An 18,502-nucleotide genomic window follows, 5' to 3' on the forward strand; every position below is an offset into this window, starting at 1 on the left:
AGTTGAATTTGATGAGAAATAATTGGTCAATAAAAAGCAAACTGTTGACGAAACGACTGGCTGTGCTGTCCATGTCCGCATTGATGGTTTCCGTCCTTGCAGCCTGTGGGGGATCCTCCAATCCGCCGACTGCTGAGGATGCAGGTCAATATGAGGTAACACCTGGAGATCCGTTCAGTGCTTATAAAGACGAAGTGACGGTAACGATGGGGCGTGTTACGACGGCGAACCCGAAATTGCCGGCTGGAGATACATATGAGAACAATGCGTATACCCGTCTGGTTAAAGAATCGTTTAACGCACAAATTAAGGACCAATTTGAGGCTAATGGTGAAGATTACAGTCGTCAGGTCTCTCTTGCAATCGCTTCCGGGGAGTTGCCCGATATGATGCGTGTCGATTCCAAGGATGAACTTAAAGAACTGGTTGATAATGATCTGATTGAAGATCTGACGGAAGTATACAAACAATATGCCACCGATAATATCAAGCAAATTTACGACTCCTACGATGGTCGTGCACTGGACAATGCCACGATTGATGGCCGACTGATGGGCCTTCCAGCGACCTCTCTGGACTCCGCACCAACTATGGTTTGGGTTCGTCAGGATTGGTTGGATGTGCTGGGAATCAAACTCGATGCTGACGGAGACGGTGCCATCAAGCTGGAAGATGTAGAGAAAACAGCAGAAGAGTTCCTGAAAAAAGATCCTGGGCAAACTGGGAAACCAGTGGGCATTCCTTTTGTGAACACCCTGAATACGACGGACTATAACGGTTCTGCCTATACCATGCTGGGTGTTGCTTCAACCGAAGGCGCGTATCCTCAATATTGGATGAAGGGTGAAGACGGCAGCATCATTTATGGTTCGACTACAGAGGAAACCAAGAAGATGTTGGGTGTTATGGCCGACTGGTTCAAGAGAGGTATCATTGACCCGCAATTTGGAACCCGTACATTTGACGATATCACTGCACTGTACACCAATGGTCAGAGCGGAATTGCTTTTGGACCGTGGCACATTCCAGACTGGGGACTGAGCAGTGTGAAACAGATGGATAAACATGCAAAATTCACGGCTTATACGTTGGAGGATGCAGACGGTAAGGTAAACGTGGCACATGCCAATCCATCCGGTCAGTTTATCGTTGTGAGAAAAGGTTATGAACACCCGGAACTCGCGATTAAAATTATTAATCTGTTCTACGATAAATTGGCAAATGACAAAGATGTCGCAACTACCATGCCAGAGGCAGCTAAGTATTTGGAAAGCGGCGTAGACGGTTCAACCAGACCTTTTAATATTGAAGTCAACTCGGCAACATCCCTGTTGGATGATTACTCCGACGTTGTTCGTGGAATTAAAGGCGAGATCGGTTTGGATCAGGTCCGTACAACGGAATCGAAGAACAATATTGGCAGTATCCAAACGTACTTGAAAGACCAGGATACGGATGATGTAACAGCTTGGTCGAAATATCACTCACGTATGAACGGAGTGGGGCTGATCGATAAGTTGACACAAGAAGGCAAATTCAACTGGATGACGCCAGCGTTCTCCGGAACTACACCAAGCATGAAACAGACGTGGGCTAACCTGACCAAAATGGAACAGGAATCTTTCATCAAAATCATAACGGGTGCAGAACCGCTGGATTACTTCGAAACATTCGTCACCAATTGGAAGAAACAAGGCGGAGACCAAGTGATCCAGGAGATCGAAGCCGAGACCACATCCCAAAAATAATTAAGCTAACACTGCTGATGGGCTGCGCTAAGCAGCCTTTCTTCAGGAAAGGGGTTCATCCATGAAGCAGGAAAAATATAAAGCAAGAAACCGCTTGGGCACAGGTGCCATGTATCATATGATGATGCTGCCAGGCATTTTATTTTTGCTGGTATTCAGCTACATTCCAATGGTTGGTGTCATTACGGCGTTTCAGGATTACGTACCAGCCAAAGGTATGTTTGGCTCCGAGTTTGTTGGGCTCAAGCATTTTATTTATATGTTCAAGCTGCCGGACATCGGCCAAGTAATCAGTAATACGTTGGTGATTGCCATCGCCAAGATTCTACTTGGCACCCTGATGGCCATCATTTTTTCCATTTTATTAAACGAAATCCGCTTTAAATTTGTTAAAAAATCCGTGCAGACCATTGTATATCTGCCTCACTTTTTGTCTTGGGTCGTTCTGGCCTCCGTGGTTGTTAACATGTTCAGCCTGGATGGAAGTGTAAATCAGATTTTAGCCTTTTTCGGCTTGGAAAATATTAATTTTCTCGGAAGCAACACCTGGTTCCAGCCGCTGATTATCGGGACGGACGTATGGAAGGAATTCGGTTATAGCTCCATCGTTTATTTGGCTGCAATTACCTCGATTGATCCCGGCCTCTATGAAGCGTCAGGGATAGATGGAGCGAGCTGGTGGAGAAAAGTCTGGCATATTACATTACCGGGTATGCTCCCTATTATCCTGCTAATGGGGGTTATGAGTCTGACCAATATTTTGAGCGCAGGCTTCGATCAAATCTACAATCTGTATAACCCGGTTGTCTATGAGTCGGGCGATATTCTGGATACCTATGTATACCGGATTGGTCTCGTTGGCAGACAGTATAGTTTTGGTACAGCTGTTGGGTTGTTCAAGTCAGTGATCGGTATTGTTCTATTATTGTCCGCCAATGAATTGGCCAAAAAATACACCGACAGAAAAATATTCTAAGGAGGCGAAACTTGTGTCTTATTCCGCAAGCCTGAAAGACCGAATGGGCCGGTTTGTCATCTACGCCATCGTTATATTGCTGGCTTTGATCTGCCTCCTTCCATTATGGAATATCGTTGCGATTTCATTCAGCAGCAGTGAGGCCGTATCGGCCAATGCCGTAGGTCTGTTACCCGTTAAGTTTACAACAGCCGCTTATTCGAAAATTATTGATGATGCGCAGTTCTGGCGATCCTTTGGCATTTCCGTTCTACGTGTGGCTCTATCTCTAGTGCTCAACATGATTCTTATTGTTTTGATGGCTTACCCGCTGTCCAAATCGAAAAGGGAGTTTAAGGGCAGAAATATATATATGAATATCATGATTTTTGCCATGTTATTCAGTGGGGGCATGATCCCTAGTTATCTGTTGATCAAAAACCTGGATATGCTCAATACGATTTGGTCGCTTGTACTGCCAGGTGCTGTTCCGATATTCAGTGTCATCCTTGTGATGAACTTCTTCGCCGCAGTGCCGAAAGCACTTGAAGAAGCGGCATTCATCGACGGGGCAAATGCATTGCAGGTCCTGTTCAAAGTGTATGTGCCCGTGTCTATTCCTGCGCTGGCGACCGTATCCCTGTTCAGTATCGTGGGCACGTGGAATGATTTCTTCAGTGGATTGATCTATATGACCAAAGTTAGCAATTATCCGCTAATGACCTATATTCAGTCTCTTAACGTGAATATCGCGGAGCTTCTTCAATCCGGCACGAACTCTGCTCAGCTCAGCAATCTAACTGAGATTTCGAACAAAAATCTAAATGCAGCCAAAATCGTAGTGGCTGTCATTCCGCTGCTGCTGATCTACCCGCTGCTGCAAAAATACTTTGTAACCGGAATTGTTGTGGGGTCGGTAAAAGAATAATAGTGAATGAAACGGGAATTGGATGAGCAGAATCTGGTTCAAGAGAAAGGTGGTGCGTTATGGGAAATAAAAATTGGTGGAAAGAAATTGTTGTATATCAAATTTATCCCCGCAGCTTTCAAGATAGCAATGGTGATGGAGTCGGGGATCTGAAAGGTATATTATCCCGACTCGATTATTTGAAGGATCTTGGCATCGGTGCGATCTGGCTGTCACCAGTGTGCAAATCGCCGCAAGATGACAACGGGTATGACATTTCGGATTACCAGGATATCGATCCGATGTTTGGTTCGCTTGAAGATATGGAATTGCTGATTCAGGAGGCAGGCAAGCGGGACATCCGAATTATCATGGATCTGGTGCTTAACCACTCATCCGACGAGCACCCCTGGTTTAAGGAAGCTCGGAAAAGTAAGGATAATCCATACCACGATTATTATGTGTGGAGAGATGGTATGGAAGGAACACCGCCGAACGATTTAGGTTCAACGTTTGGTGGATCAGCCTGGGAATGGGTTCCCGAGCTGGGACAGTATTATTTGCATCTTTTCTCTGTTAAACAACCGGATCTTAACTGGGAGAACCCCAAGGTACGGCAGGAGATATACGATATGATTCAATGGTGGATGGATAAAGGCGTAGGCGGGTTCCGTCTTGATGTTATCGATCTGATTGGCAAGCAGCCTGACCTCAAAGTTACAGGCAATGGGCCAAATTTGCACCAATATATGCGTGAACTCAGTAAAGAGACATTCCAAAAGGGTGATCTGCTAACCGTCGGAGAAACCTGGGGAGCAACGCCCGAAAGTGCCAAGCTTTATAGCAACCCGGACGGCAGTGAACTATCCATGGTCTTCCAATTTGAACATATTAGTCTGGATGAGCAGGAGGGGAAAGGCAAGTGGGATCTCCAGCCGCTGGATCTGCTTCAATTAAAGAAAGTGTTGTCCAAATGGCAGACCGAGCTGAAGGGAGAAGCCTGGAACAGCTTGTTCTGGAACAACCATGACCTTCCGCGGATCGTGTCCCGTTGGGGAAATGACGGGGAATATCGTGTACAGTCTGCCAAAATGCTGGCTACTCTTCTTCATGGCATGCAAGGTACGCCATATGTGTATCAGGGTGAAGAGTTAGGCATGACGAATGTACGTTATCCTATTGAAGAATACCGTGATATTGAGTTGCTGAATCTGTATAAGGAACGGGTCGAGAATGGGTATCCTGAGGAAGAAGTGATGGAATCCATTTATGCAAAAGGCCGGGATAACGCACGTACGCCGATGCAATGGGATGCTTCCGAAAATGCTGGTTTTACGGAAGGCAAACCATGGATTTTGGTAAATCCGAATTACACGGAGATTAATGCGGAAGAATCTATACATGATCCAGATTCAATTTACCATTACTATAAAACACTGATTCAGCTGCGAAAAGAGCATGAAGTGATCATCTATGGGGATTATGAACTGTTGTATCCGGAAGACACCAACCTCTTCGCTTACACACGAACACTTGGTGATACCAAATTGCTAGTCCTGTGCAACTTCTATGGCAAAGTTGTTCCATTCCAGCTTGCAAGCGAATTTGCAGGGGATAAAAGTTTATTAATTAGTAACTATTCGGACGTTGTTTCAGAGAACACACTTCGTCCTTATGAAGCAAGAATGTATCTGCTTGTGTAGTTCAAAAGAGGGTTAATGGCGAATAGCCATCAACCCTCTTTTTTGACGAAAAGAAGCTTTTGCAAGAAAACATCAAGCGCCATGGAATGTGAATGCTCGATGAGACGAATGATGGAGAAGCTGCGTTCAAGATGCAACTGTCTAATTCGCAATTCTTCAACTTCCCCGGTTGCCAGCTCCTTATGAACAATCCATCTGGATACCATTGCAATTCCGAGTCCCGCAGCAACAGCTTCCTTCACACCCTGACTGCTAGTGAAGACATAAGACCGCTTAGGGCGGATCGTAGTCTCTTCCATAAAATGATCGCTAAACGCGCGTGTTCCCGAACCCAACTCACGAAGAACCCAGACCTGATCCTGAAGCATATTCTGCTCTACCACGATGGAACCGGAGAGGGGGTGACCGGAAGGAGCTACTACGATCATCTCATCCTTCATGTAAGGGATAACGTCAAGGTCTGCCGAGGCTTGCGCTTCACCCTCCACAAATCCGATATCCAGCTGATTTCCCCTAACCGCAGACAGAATCTCCTGGGTATTGCCAATCGTAACCTGAATGTTGACCTGCGGATACTGTGATGCGAATTCTGCCAGCTTCTTAGGCAAAATATATTCACCGATGGTGAAGCTTGCCCCGATCTGAATGCTTCCGGTCACTTCATCCCGCAGCATCTGAATCTCCTGCCGCGCTTCATCGTAGCGGGCCTGAATGACTTTGGCATGTCTATAGAGGATTGCCCCCGCTTCAGTCAGGGACACTTGCTTTGGAGAACGATGCAGCAACTTGGCTCCCAGCTCATTCTCCAAATTTTTGATATGCAGGCTCACCCCCGGTTGGGACAGGTTCAGCAGTTCTGCAGCCTTGGAGAAATGGCTTTGTTCTACAACGGTAACGAAGACTTTTAACGCATCAGTTATCATTAGAATTCCTCATTTGAATAGTGTTATTTTATAGTTATAAGCCTATTGAGCTCATTTTAGCATAAGATACCTAACCAATCATAAGTTTTTATAATGATTAAGATCGCAGATTCATATTTCACTTCCTTCCTGTCTGCTTCTATAGTGGGGATATACTTTATCCCATAAGGAAGTGTAGAGCTATGATTTTACAGACACAATTGAGATTCGTAAAAAACATAAAAGTAGTTAGGAAAAGGGGATTTCTGCAGGGGATCGGACTGACTTTATTACTCTCGTTTATCGCCAAGCTGCTGGGTTATCTGCCGCTCTTAAATATCATGGGTCAACTCGTTATTGCAATTCTGCTTGGCATCTTGTACCGGGCGGTGCGTGGCGTTCCACTGACCGCGCAATCAGGGATATCTTTTTCGGGAAAACGATTGCTGCGGTTCGGCATCATCCTGCTGGGTTTGAAGCTGAACCTTATGGATATTGTCCATGCAGGATACAAAGTCGTTGCGCTAGCGGCAATCAATGTTGTTGTCACGATTTTTGTTGTCTACGGACTGAGCAAGTGGTTAAAGATCGACAAACGAATAGGGCTGCTGACTGCTTGTGGTACAGCCATCTGCGGTGCAGCGGCAGTGGTTGCGATTGCGCCACAGATCAAGGCCAAAGATGAAGAAACGGCAGTAGGTGCGGCCACAGTAGCGATACTCGGCACAATTTTCACTTTAGCCTATACATTGCTATACCCGGTGTTGGGTTTAAGTGCGAATGGATATGGCCTATTCACAGGGGCCACACTGCATGAAGTGGCACACGTCATCGCTGGGGCTGCACCTGGAGGGCAAGTGGCACTGGATATGGCAGTCATCGTGAAGCTAACCCGGGTCGCCATGCTGGTGCCCATTGCGCTGATCATTGGCTTGTGGAGTGGACGACAGGCGCGTGGGGGAGAGCAAAAATCATCTAAAGGAATCCGGTGGCGTGAATTGCCAGTACCCTGGTTCATTTTCGGATTTCTGGCTATGAGTGGTTTAAACACGCTGGGTATTATTCCGCAAGAGTTGATCTCGGGACTTCTGGTTCTCTCCTATATGCTGCTCGCGATGGCCATGGCTGGATTGGGGTTGGGTGTGGATATTGCAACCTTCCGTCGTCTGGGCAAGAAACCTTTTTTGGCAGGATTGCTGGGCTCTATTGTGTTGTCCATTCTAGGCTTCATGCTCGTTTGTAGCTTTGGCCTGAACTAGGTCGTGTGTCCAAAATTAGGTACTCCACTGCATGAATTTAATAAAAAGCACGCATTGACCCTAAGTGGATCAATGCGTGCTTTTTATTGTTTGAAAGAAGCTGGTCATCAGATCCAGAACGAACACGAAAGGAATAGTATAATTCCATCGCTTGAAAAAATATAAATATTTTCCTGTTTTGGTTCAAAAGTCCGAAATGCACACAGGAAAGTCTGGATAACGATGTATTTTCTGCTCGCAAGCCTTAAGGCTGCTCGTAAACATCCAAAAAGGAACATCAGAAGTCCGAATACCGTCTCTAGGGGTCCGATAAGGAGAATTGGAAGCGGTTTATACTTAATCTATTCCAGAGATGACAAATCCAAGCAGAAAAGCAAATCAGTTTATCCAAGAAACTCCTCAAGGTAAGTAGCGACCACGCATTACTGTCGTGTAATCCATGTTGTTGTATGCGTATGCTATTTTTTTGTCTTGTACTTTGATAAGGGGGTGATGATCGGCGCAGCGAAAGAATTAGGCAGATCAACCGTCCATTTTCTTTGAAAAACCATTTTGCTAATAACCTGAGGAGGAATTGAATTTGCGCAACAAGTACATTGTATGGTCACTCGTATTAACGATGCTGATCTCGAACGTATTCCTGACTGTCGGATTTCCATCTCCTGCATCAGCAGCCGAAAGACCGGACCTGGCACAGGGCAAACAGGTTACCGCGAGCGGGTACAACCAAACATACAGTCCGACCAATGTGATTGACAATAACCAAGCAACCTATTGGGAAAGTACCAATAGTGAGTTCCCCCAATGGATTCAAGTGGATCTTGGCACCAACACCAACATTGACCAAATTGTATTGAAGATTCCGACAGTGTGGGAAAAGAGAACCCAAACGATAACCGTGCAAGGCAGTACGAACGGTTCATCGTTCACAGATATCGTAGGTTCTGCGGATTATGTATTTAATCCATCGGTTGGGGAGAATTCGGTTAACATCGATGTTCCTGCTGTGGAGACAAGGTACGTTCGCTTAAGCGTAACGGGCAATTCCGAGTGGCCGGCAGCTCAACTGTCGACATTTGAAATTTACGGCCCAGGCAGTGAGGGACCAACGCTACCTGACCCCGATCCTGTGGATCCCCCAATCATCCCTACAGAGGGAAGCAATATCGCCATTGGCAAGTCGATTACTGCATCGTCCAGCACTTTATCCTTCGTAGCTGCGAATGCAAACGATAACAATATCAATTCGTACTGGGAAGGGGGCAGCAATCCAAGCTCATTGACGTTGGATCTCGGCTCCAATCATAAGATTACATCCATTGTACTTAAACTGAACCCGGATCCGGTCTGGAGCACCCGAACACAGACCATTCAAGTGCTTGGACATAACCAGGATACAACCACCTTCAGCAATCTGGTTTCCGCCCAATCATATACATTCAACCCGGCTTCCGGTAACACGGTGACCATTCCCGTTACAGCAACGGTTAAACGTCTACAACTGAACATTACCACGAACTCGGGCGCTCCTGCCGGGCAAATTGCTGAATTTCAGGTATTCGGCACACCTGCACCCAATCCTGATCTGACGATTACAGGTATGTCCTGGTCTCCATCGTCTCCAGTGGAGAACAATGCCATCACCCTTAATGCAATCGTCAAAAACATTGGTTCTGCCGCTTCTCTAGCTTCTAGCGTCAACTTCTATCTAAACAATGAACTGGCGGGTTCCTCCCCAGTAGCTGCTTTGCAAGCAGGGGCTTCGACTACGGTCTCGCTTAATGCTGGCAATAAAGCAGCTGCATCATATACGCTCAGTGCCAAGGTAGATGAGAATAACCAGATCATCGAAGAGAATGAAGGAAACAACAGTTACACACACACCTCTTCTTTGGTGGTTGCACCGATTACAAGTTCTGATCTGGTAGGCACGGTCTCTTGGAGTCCTGGAACCCCTACAGCAAACAGTACAGTAACATTTACAGTTAATCTGAAAAATCAAGGAAATATGGCCTCCGCAGGTGGTGCACACGGAGTTACAGTGGTTCTCAAGAACGCTGCCGGAGCAACACTTCAGACGTATAGTGGTTCCTATACCGGTACATTAGCACCTGGAGCTTCGGTCAATGTCAATGTAGGTACCTGGACTGCTGCAACCGGTAACTACAATGTGACAACTACCGTAGCAGTGGACAACAATGAAGCTCCGGTCAAACAAACGAATAACGTCGTTACAACAGGTTTGAACGTATATTCAGCCCGTGGTGCAAGCATGCCTTATACCCGGTATGATACGGATGATGCTACGCGTGGTGGCAGTGCCACACTGAAATCCGCACCGACCTTTGATCAGGCTCTGACGGCTTCAGAAGCCTCTGGCCAGCGCTATATCGCTCTTCCTTCCAACGGTTCGTATGCACAATGGACGGTTAGACAAGGGGAGGGAGGCGCAGGTGTAACCATGCGATTCACGATGCCGGATTCCGCAGATGGCATGGGTCTTGACGGCGCGCTTGACGTGTATGTTAACGGTTCCAAGGCCAAAACGGTTCCTTTGACCTCTTACTACAACTGGCAGTATTTCTCCAGCGATCATCCGGGGGATACGCCAAGTGCAGGACGTCCGTTGTTCCGTTTTGATGAAGTGCACTGGAAACTGGATACACCTCTAAAAGCTGGAGACACCATTCGTATTCAGAAAAACAATGGAGATAACCTGGAATACGGTGTGGATTTCCTCGAAATCGAACCCGTTCAGGCTGTGATCCCACGCCCGGCTAACTCCGTCTCTGTAACCGATTTCGGTGCGATTGCAAATGATGGAAAAGATGACCTTGCCGCATTCGAAGCGGCAGTCCAATCCGCGGTATCCACAGGCAAGACTCTATATATCCCTGAGGGCACGTTCCATCTGGGCAATATGTGGAAAATTGGTACGCCGACGAATATGATTAACAACCTCACCATTGTAGGTGCAGGCATCTGGCATACAAACATTCAGTTTACCAACCCTAATGCAGCCTCAGGCGGGATTTCTTTCCGTGTACAGGGCAAGCTGGATTTCAGCAATATTTATATGAATTCCATGCTGCGTTCGCGCTATAACGAGAATGCAGTTTACAAAGGCTTTATGGACAATTTCGGTAAAAATTCAAAGGTTAGCAACGTATGGGTTGAGCACTTTGAATGTGGTTTCTGGGTAGGGGATTACGCCCACACACCTGCAATCATTGCCGATGGCCTAGTGATCGAGAACAGTCGCATTCGGAATAACCTTGCCGACGGTGTCAACTTTGCCCAAGGAACGAGCAATTCGACTGTACGCAACAGCAGCGTCCGCAACAATGGTGATGATGGTCTGGCCGTATGGACCAGCAACGTGAATGGTGCGCCTGCCGGTGTGAACAACACATTCTCGTTCAACACGATTGAGAATAACTGGCGCGCAGCAGGCATTGCATTCTTTGGTGGTAGCGGACATAAAGCAACCAACAACCTGATTGTTGACACGGTTGGCGGTTCGGCGATCCGGATGAACACCGTTTTCCCTGGATACCATTTCCAAAATAACACAGGTATTCTGTTCTCCGATACAACGATCATTAACAGCGGCACAAGCAAAGATCTGTACAATGGTGAACGCGGAGCCATTGATCTTGAAGCTTCCAACGATTCCATCAAGAACGTAACGTTTACCAATATTGATATCCTCAATACGCAGCGCAGTGCCGTTCAATTCGGATATGGTGGTGGTTTCCAGAACATTGTGTTTAACAACATCAACATTAATGGTACCGGTCTGGACGGAATTGAGACGTCGCGGTTCACAACCCCGCATAAAGGTGCAGCAATTTACACCTATACCGGAAATGGCTCTGCCACATTCAATAATCTGACAACCAGCAATATTGCCAACCCTAATGTGAATCAGATTCAAAATGGCTTTAATTTGATCATTCAATAAATTTATTTCAAACAAAAACAGGGAGCTCAACGAGCTTCCTGCTTTTTATGTTAAGTAGAGTAAGTATGGGTGAACATTGATCCGGATCTGAAATATTGAAAAAAATAGCCGCGCAAAGTAAGTTTTTAAGATGCCCCATATTTGCTTCTGTAGTGACTAAATGTGAGAAGAGGCCAAATATATGTATAACTATGATAGTGGGAATAGAAGTTCCCGGGAAGACCAGCTCCTGTTGGATAAGTGGTTCTCCAATCGTTTTCGTGCATCGATGCAATAAGCATTAGAATGCCTTGATTCATCTCAGGTGTGGGTTTGGGTTGGACTGCAATGAGCGCGTCAAGTGCCCAGGCGGTTTGGGAGGGGGTGCTTTCCCCTAATGGCACATAGTGCAGGAGTCGGTCACTTTGACATGATTCTCCCCAGCCACCGTCGGAGTTCTGGATGCTTAAGAGCCACTGCGCTCCTTTTTGAACTGTATCATGGCCTGCAGGTAGCCCAACTGCCGTAAGACCGGTTAATGCTGCCCAGGTACCGTAGATATAACATACGCCCCATCTTCCGTACCATGAGCCATCTTTCTCCTGCTTTCGAATGAGCCATTTCGTTCCACGTTTGATCCATTCATGTCTGGTATCAAGCCCGGCAAAGTTACCGAGATACTCCAGGGTACGTCCCGTCAGGTCAGCTTCTGAAGGGTCTGTAGCCGCAGATTTGGCACCATCAATAGCGAGCCAGGTGAGCATCTCCTTGTTCGTATTTTTTTCAAATGCCGGCCAGCCGCCGTCTTTATTTTGCATGGACAGAACCCAATTCAGCCCGCGATTCCAGGATTCCTGAAATGTTGGAAGAGTAGTAGACAAGCTTCGGATAGCCCGTAAAACTGCTGTTGTATCATCCACGTCTGGATTGATCGTATTCGACTCCGAAAATCCCCATCCTCCAGGGACTGTATTCGGATTATGGATGCTCCAGTCGGCTGTTTTATCTTGCTGACGGGAGAGTAAATAGGTGGCCGCACGTTGAATAGCCTTATGGTCATCGGTAATGGAAGCCTCCTGCAATGCGTAGGTGATTAAGGCCGTATCCCACACGGTAGATGGGGAGTTTTGAATCGTTGTTTTACCTCCAGAAGAACGGCACTGCATTGCCGTGAGTCCGGTTATGGCTTTTGTAATCAGGGGATGCTGCTTATCGTATTTTAGGGCCAATAGGGCAAAGATCATGAGAATCGTACTACTGGCATAGCTGTATAATGTGCCATCAGACTCAATCCGCTCTATCATAAACTGTTCCGCCTTCGTTCTTGCAGTGTCGTGGATGTGGCGAGGGTTACCGAGCAGTCGGCTTCTCCCGCTTAGAATGTCGTCCTGCATTTCCTGATATCCCCGGGTAGTTGACTCATCTTCAACATTTCGTAAGTCGGTCAGATCAGACAGATCGGGAGCATGGGGTACTGTGAGGGCGAAGCGCAAGTCTGCCATAACGAGCATGGGAGTGAGGTGAACTCTGGAATAACCGGAAAATTCAAAATAGTTGATGGGAAAATAGGTAGGGAACATCAGTATCTCCAGGGGGATCATAGAGATGGATAAAGGCCATTTTATTTGTCCGGTAGCGGCAAGTATGGCTTTGGTCAAAATGCTGCTAACTTTTCCAATACCTCCTTTGGAGTGAATATACTGTTTGGCCCGCTGGATTGGCTCGTCCGTACTCTGGCTGTACCCGGAGTAGAGCAGGGCGTAGTACGCTTCAACCGATGCGGATAAATTTCCATCCTCTTCATCGGTGTACAATCTCCAGCATCCATCCTGTTGCTGTTCGTTAAGGATACGATCGTGCAATTCCCGGATCAACGCTTCATTCGGAACTTCCAATATCCGAAAGAGAATGATGACATAAGCATCAATTACCGTACCGTTCTCAAAACAAAAATGCCAGGAACCGTCTTGTTGCTGCTGTTGAAGCAAGGAAGTCGTCATCCGACTTATTTCCTCATCAATTGCGCTCAGTACATGGCTCATTCCGCGGATACCTCCAGAGTACGTCATTTTTGTATTATATGATGGCAATCAGGGGGAAATGAGGAGCAGAATGAGCGTGAAATCCAGTTCATTTCAGGGTTTTCTACAATTTTAAATAATAAAATGAATTTTACTATTGAAATTTTTTCCAATAAAGTGTATAAATATCTTTGTTAACGCTTACAAGATTTTGATCTATATCTTTCTCCGATACCCTTCAAAAAGGAGGTGTAAGTACTATAACATGCAATAACTGAAAAACGGACTTTATGTATTCGAAAATGAAATCGATTTCATTTTGTGTATTTGATATTTGGCTGTTCAAATTATAATAAATCAAAGGAGATATGTTGATGAAGATATGGAAAAAGAGTGCGTTAGTGTTGCTGTCCACTTTTCTGGTAACGGCGGGTTCATATAGTTCATATATGCCCAAGACTGCGCATGCAGCGGGTGAACAGGTAGAGGTATGGATTTCAACTTCAGATCCCAATTCCGAACCGGCAGTGGGGCTTAGAACAGATGCCAGACTCACCAAGATTGCATCAAAAAACTTCAGCAGCAACTCAGGCAATGCCGATGTTACCATTACGGTCAACGAAAACCAAACGTATCAGCAGATGGATGGTTTTGGAGTGTCATTAACGGATGCGTCCGCATGGCTCATGAACTACAAGCTGGATAACAATAAGCGCGCGGAAGTAATGGAGAGGCTGTTTGGCAACACAGGCATTGGGCTTAGCTTATTGAGACAGCCGATCGGAAGCTCCGATTTTGCTTGGGCCGCCTACACTTATGCCGATACGCCAAATGATACTTCACTCAACCAATTTACAATCGACCGGGACAAGACTTACATACTGCCCATGGTCAAAGCGGCAATCGCTAAGAATCCCAATATCAAAGTAATGGGTTCCCCATGGAGTGCGCCTGCCTGGATGAAGTATTCCAACAATCTGAATGGCGGCAAACTGAAAGCAGAACACTACGGAACATATGCGAATTATTTCAAAAAATACATTGAAGCCTACCAGGCTGAAGGTGTACCCATCTATGCTGTTACGTTGCAAAACGAGCCAATGTACGAGCCCTCCCATTATCCTTCCATGGGTATGAATGTACAGGATCAGACGGGCTTTATCGGCGATTATCTTGGACCAACACTCCGCAATGCCGGAATCAACACCAAGATTATTGCATTCGATCATAACTTTCTGGACTGGAACTTCCCGAACCAGGTCATTACGAATCTGAAGAACGCAGGCAAGGGCAGCTACGTATCCGGCAGCGCATTCCACCATTATGACAGTGGGGACGGATCGACAATGACCTCCATGCATAACAGTCACCCGGACAAGGAAGTTTGGTTCACGGAGGGTGGTTTCGGCAACTGGAATGATCCGCAGAACGGTACCTCATCGGGTTTCGATAATATGATGAACGAGTTCATTAATATTACGAGAAACTGGTCCAAATCGATCATTCTCTGGAATGCTGCCCTGGATCAAAAAGACGGTCCAGCATTGCTTTCACCGAACAACACTAACAAAGGCATGATTACAATCCGCAACTCAGACAACCGTAATGATGCTCCTGAGAATAATGTCACATATCACAAACAATATTATTTGCTGGGTCACTTTAGTAAATTTGTAGTACCAAATGCATACCGCATTGACAGCAACACCGGATCTGAAGTCAAAAATGTGGCTTTCCGCAATCCGGACGGTTCCAAAGTCGTAGTTGCCTACAACTCTTCCAGTTCGTCGAAAAATGTGAAGATCCAATGGGGCAGTCAAAGCTTCGTTGTCACCATTCCAGGCAAGTCCGCCATGACGTATAAATGGTATGGAAATGTTTCTTAAGGGGTAGCAGGAATTCAGATTCCCGCATCCAACAAACTAGGGGCCGCGAGCAGTCGCGGCTCTTTTAATTTGTTTTTATTTAAAGATCATCCATCGTATACATTTGTTGTGATTTTTACATATTCAAGGATTTTACAATTTTGATATTATGATTTCTTAGTTTAACTGTCCTCTTACATTGGGTTGATATACTAGCCTGAGCTTTTATATGGGAGAGGGGTTAGACAACTTGAAAGACATCAATCAACGCTGGGTAGCGATGATCCTTGTAGCAGTAATGGTTATCCAATCATTCTGGACATTTGCAGGAATCGGACATGCTGCAACATCAGAAAACCTTAACACCAGCAATTTGGCGAAAAACGTGGTGATCAGCCATTTTTATGGAGGAAAGAAAGACGACGTACTCGACGTGTACGGCAACGACTTTGTAGAACTATATAATCCGACAGCAGAACCTGTTTCGCTGAACGACTGGTCCATACAATTTGCGGATACCCAAAAGAATAATTGGAAAGTAGCTCAGCTAGGTACAACGACTGCCCAGATTCCGGCATATGGCTATTATCTGATTGCGCTTGGCAGCAACGGCAACGTCGGAGAGCAGCTTCCACAGCCGGATGCCACTGAAGCTTCATTCAAATTAGGCAACAACAGCGGAAAGCTGGTTTTGTTAAATACGACACAACTGTTGACAGCTAACGATCCAACGGCAGATGTTTTACAGGAACATGTAATTGATTTTGTTGGATATAGTGCTGACGCTTATTGGGGGAGTCCGGCGCCGGAAGCGGGCAAGCAGAGCACCATGCAACGTTTGGTGTATGATCCGCTAAATCCGGAGAAAAGCACTACTACAGCAGCGTTCCCTAATCACGGAAACAACTGGGACACTCGGAATAACGGAAATGACTTTGAGAAGGTCAAAGGCGCGAAGGCTCGCAATTCAAGCACAACTTCCGCCTATGTCATTCTGGAGAGTAATCAAAGGTTAGAGATGCAATCGGCTTCGAGCGTAGATCCTGTACATAACAAGATTACGTTAAATGCATTTGGAGGCTTAGTTAAGCAGGGACCATGGTCATCCGATGACTCCAGTGTGCTGGGCCTCCCGGCAGGATTCACTGCTGAAGCCAATGCGAACGGAGATCAGATCGAAGTGACCATAACTGGAGACGGTAATAGTGATAACACCTTTGGTCCAGATGAACTGGTGACCCGCGAGCAAATTGCGACAATGGTCGTTCGTGCAGCGCAGCTTGCTGATTCAGACAGTAATATCAGCTTCTCTGATGGCGCTGAAATTTCTGGTTGGGCTCGTTCAGCACTTGCTGCGGCCATTACCAATGGGCTCGTTAACGGCTATCCAGACGGAACATTGAAACCGAAAGGGAATACAACTCGCGCAGAAGCCGCTACACTCATAGAAAGAACTATTCTATTAACAAAACAATTGACAAAATAAATCCAAGAATTCAGAAAGGCTGCTCTCCAGCAAGTTTAACTTGTTGGGAAGCAGCCTTTTTGTATTCTTTGTATCTTTTTGTATCTGGTTCATTCGTTTTGTTACAACGAAATACCATTTTCGATAATGACGCGATTGAGCTTGGTATTCACCGGGTTGGAAATCGTATCACCTACAGGGCATTTGCTCTCCAGAAATTGTACAAATGATTCAACTTTTTCTTCAGATGAGCTGGTTTTAATATAAAACGTGTATCGAATATCAGAATAACCGGGACGTACATCAGATCGGTTAAAAAATCCGTCAAGATCCAGATCACCTTCAACATCAACTCTGAAATCATCAAGTACCACATCGAATTTGGAGGCATAAACCCGGGCCACAATGGATTGACATGCGCCAAGGGAGGCAAGTAAAGCTTCTACAGGATTCATTCCCGTGTCCGTACCCCCGAGGTTTGTTGGCTCATCGATGATCAGTTCGAATTGTCTTGCTTTGGTGATCACTTTAACCCCATCTTGTAGATGGGCAGTAGCTTTGAAAGTCTGAACATTAGCCATCCGATACCTCTCCTTTATAAAACATTGTATATAACTTGGTTTAGTATGGATTATAGTTCCATGAATCACAAGCTGTCAATATAAGGATGGGAATAGAATTAGATATTCACTCTTTAAATTAAGAAATGGATAGCCTAATGGCTATCCATTTCTCTAACATTTCAACTTCTCAGCCGATGTACTTATTCACTCATAACATGATCATATTTTTCCTTCAAACGTTTGATATCTGCCCTCGGCGGTGCGCCGAACATGCGGGAGTACTCCCGGCTGAATTGGGACGCACTCTCGTAACCAACCCGGAAGGCTACATCCGCAGCATCAGCTGACTCAGCCATGAGGAGTCGACGTGCTTCCTGAAGCCTTAGCTGCTTCTGAAACTGAAGTGGGCTCATGGCGGTAATTTCTTTGAAATGTCGATGGAATGAGGACACACTCATGTTGGCTGTCTCTGCAAGATCTTCGATTCGAAAAGGTTGCTCCCAATGTCGAACAATATGCTCAATGGCTTCCCTAATCCGGTAACTGCTGCTGCCTTCCACTGCAATCTGGGCCAGTTCAGCTCCATAAGGTCCCTGCAAAAGCCGATACAGAATTTCCCGCGTATAGAGTGGGGCGAGGAACGGGATTTCTCCCGGCGTATCCAGCAGCCGAACCAATCGAAGTACAGCATCTTGAATGGAGGGCTCCATCTGTCCAACAAATAGGGCGCGTCTGGCGTTTTCTTTAGAGGTGACCTTAATATTACAATCATTCAGTACTTCAAGAATCTGGTTCTGTGTAAACTCAAGCTTCAGACTCAGGTAAGGCGTATCAGTGGATGCTTTTATAATCTGACCAATCACCGGCAGGTTCATGGAAGCAATCAGATAATTGGATGGTCCGTATTCGAATCTTTCCTGTGCCAGCAAGATTTCTTTCAAGCCTTGAACGATAACACAAAATGAAGGCTTGTAAACCCGGTAAGCAGGCTCGCTTATGCTGGAATGCTGATAGACATACAAGGAAGGGATTTCCGTTTCCTTGGAGCTGTTATGAAGGGAGTGACGCTTAATTAGTTCGGTGAGTTCCTGTTTCTGCTGAACTGCGTTATCGGACATACATATCCTCCTTGCGAGTTGTTCTTGCTTCATTATAAGACTTAACGACCTTA

Annotated in this window: 12 protein-coding genes; 8 read left to right on the forward strand and 4 right to left on the reverse strand. The window is 45.9% G+C overall.

All coding sequences use genetic code 11. From position 1 onward, the window contains the following. Nucleotides 1–11 precede the first annotated feature (11 nt). From AC3ITG_RS14840 to AC3ITG_RS14855, 4 genes are all read left to right on the forward strand, one after another. Nucleotides 12–1,748 carry an extracellular solute-binding protein gene (locus AC3ITG_RS14840; RefSeq protein ID WP_163752918.1) on the forward strand — a complete coding sequence of 579 codons (1,737 nt, stop codon included), beginning with the start codon at nt 12–14 and terminating at the stop codon, nt 1,746–1,748. A gap of 61 nt (nt 1,749–1,809) precedes the next feature. Further along, nucleotides 1,810–2,724 (forward strand): ABC transporter permease, encoded by a 915-nt coding sequence (locus AC3ITG_RS14845; RefSeq protein WP_063565144.1) that lies wholly within the window; start codon nt 1,810–1,812, stop codon nt 2,722–2,724. A gap of 13 nt (nt 2,725–2,737) precedes the next feature. Further along, on the forward strand, nt 2,738–3,631 hold the full coding sequence (locus AC3ITG_RS14850) for a carbohydrate ABC transporter permease (RefSeq protein ID WP_113054902.1): 894 nt from the start codon (nt 2,738–2,740) through the stop codon (nt 3,629–3,631). 59 nt (nt 3,632–3,690) lie between these two features. Beyond that, nucleotides 3,691–5,313, forward strand: coding sequence for a glycoside hydrolase family 13 protein (locus AC3ITG_RS14855; RefSeq protein WP_489254196.1), 1,623 nt, complete (start codon nt 3,691–3,693; stop codon nt 5,311–5,313). Nucleotides 5,314–5,342: 29 nt separating this feature from the next. On the opposite strand, the gene AC3ITG_RS14860 is transcribed toward AC3ITG_RS14855, so the two are convergent. Next, nucleotides 5,343–6,236 carry a LysR family transcriptional regulator gene (locus AC3ITG_RS14860; protein ID WP_489254197.1) on the reverse strand — a complete coding sequence of 298 codons (894 nt, stop codon included), beginning with the start codon at nt 6,234–6,236 and terminating at the stop codon, nt 5,343–5,345. A gap of 182 nt (nt 6,237–6,418) precedes the next feature. Here AC3ITG_RS14860 and AC3ITG_RS14865 point away from each other — a divergent pair, with 182 nt between their 5' ends. Together AC3ITG_RS14865 and AC3ITG_RS14870 are read left to right on the forward strand one after the other, a co-directional pair. Then, entirely contained in the window at nt 6,419–7,474 is a 1,056-nt protein-coding gene (locus tag AC3ITG_RS14865) for a YeiH family protein (RefSeq protein ID WP_489254198.1), read from the forward strand. Nucleotides 7,475–8,093: 619 nt separating this feature from the next. Continuing rightward, nucleotides 8,094–11,438 (forward strand): discoidin domain-containing protein, encoded by a 3,345-nt coding sequence (locus tag AC3ITG_RS14870; RefSeq protein ID WP_489254468.1) that lies wholly within the window; start codon nt 8,094–8,096, stop codon nt 11,436–11,438. Between the two features lie 125 nt (nt 11,439–11,563). Here the strand turns inward: AC3ITG_RS14870 and shc are convergent, their stop codons facing one another. Continuing rightward, the gene (shc, locus tag AC3ITG_RS14875) at nt 11,564–13,459 is read right to left on the reverse strand and encodes a squalene--hopene cyclase (RefSeq protein WP_489254199.1); all 1,896 of its coding nucleotides are present in this window, start codon (nt 13,457–13,459) and stop codon (nt 11,564–11,566) included. A 353-nt stretch (nt 13,460–13,812) separates the two neighbouring features. Between shc and AC3ITG_RS14880 the strand changes: the two genes are divergently transcribed. Both AC3ITG_RS14880 and AC3ITG_RS14885 read left to right on the forward strand, forming a co-directional pair. Next, nucleotides 13,813–15,324: a glycoside hydrolase family 30 protein gene (locus AC3ITG_RS14880; protein WP_489254200.1), complete on the forward strand. Its 1,512-nt coding sequence runs from the start codon at nt 13,813–13,815 to the stop codon at nt 15,322–15,324. 229 nt (nt 15,325–15,553) lie between these two features. Next, nucleotides 15,554–16,789, forward strand: coding sequence for an S-layer homology domain-containing protein (locus AC3ITG_RS14885; protein WP_489254201.1), 1,236 nt, complete (start codon nt 15,554–15,556; stop codon nt 16,787–16,789). 101 nt (nt 16,790–16,890) lie between these two features. Here the strand turns inward: AC3ITG_RS14885 and AC3ITG_RS14890 are convergent, their stop codons facing one another. Further along, nucleotides 16,891–17,349 (reverse strand): OsmC family protein, encoded by a 459-nt coding sequence (locus tag AC3ITG_RS14890; RefSeq protein ID WP_192266975.1) that lies wholly within the window; start codon nt 17,347–17,349, stop codon nt 16,891–16,893. A gap of 182 nt (nt 17,350–17,531) precedes the next feature. Continuing rightward, nucleotides 17,532–18,449 (reverse strand): AraC family transcriptional regulator, encoded by a 918-nt coding sequence (locus tag AC3ITG_RS14895; protein ID WP_413378514.1) that lies wholly within the window; start codon nt 18,447–18,449, stop codon nt 17,532–17,534. Nucleotides 18,450–18,502 lie beyond the last annotated feature (53 nt).

The sequence above is a fragment of the Paenibacillus sp. GL_099_B genome (genome assembly GCF_057835695.1).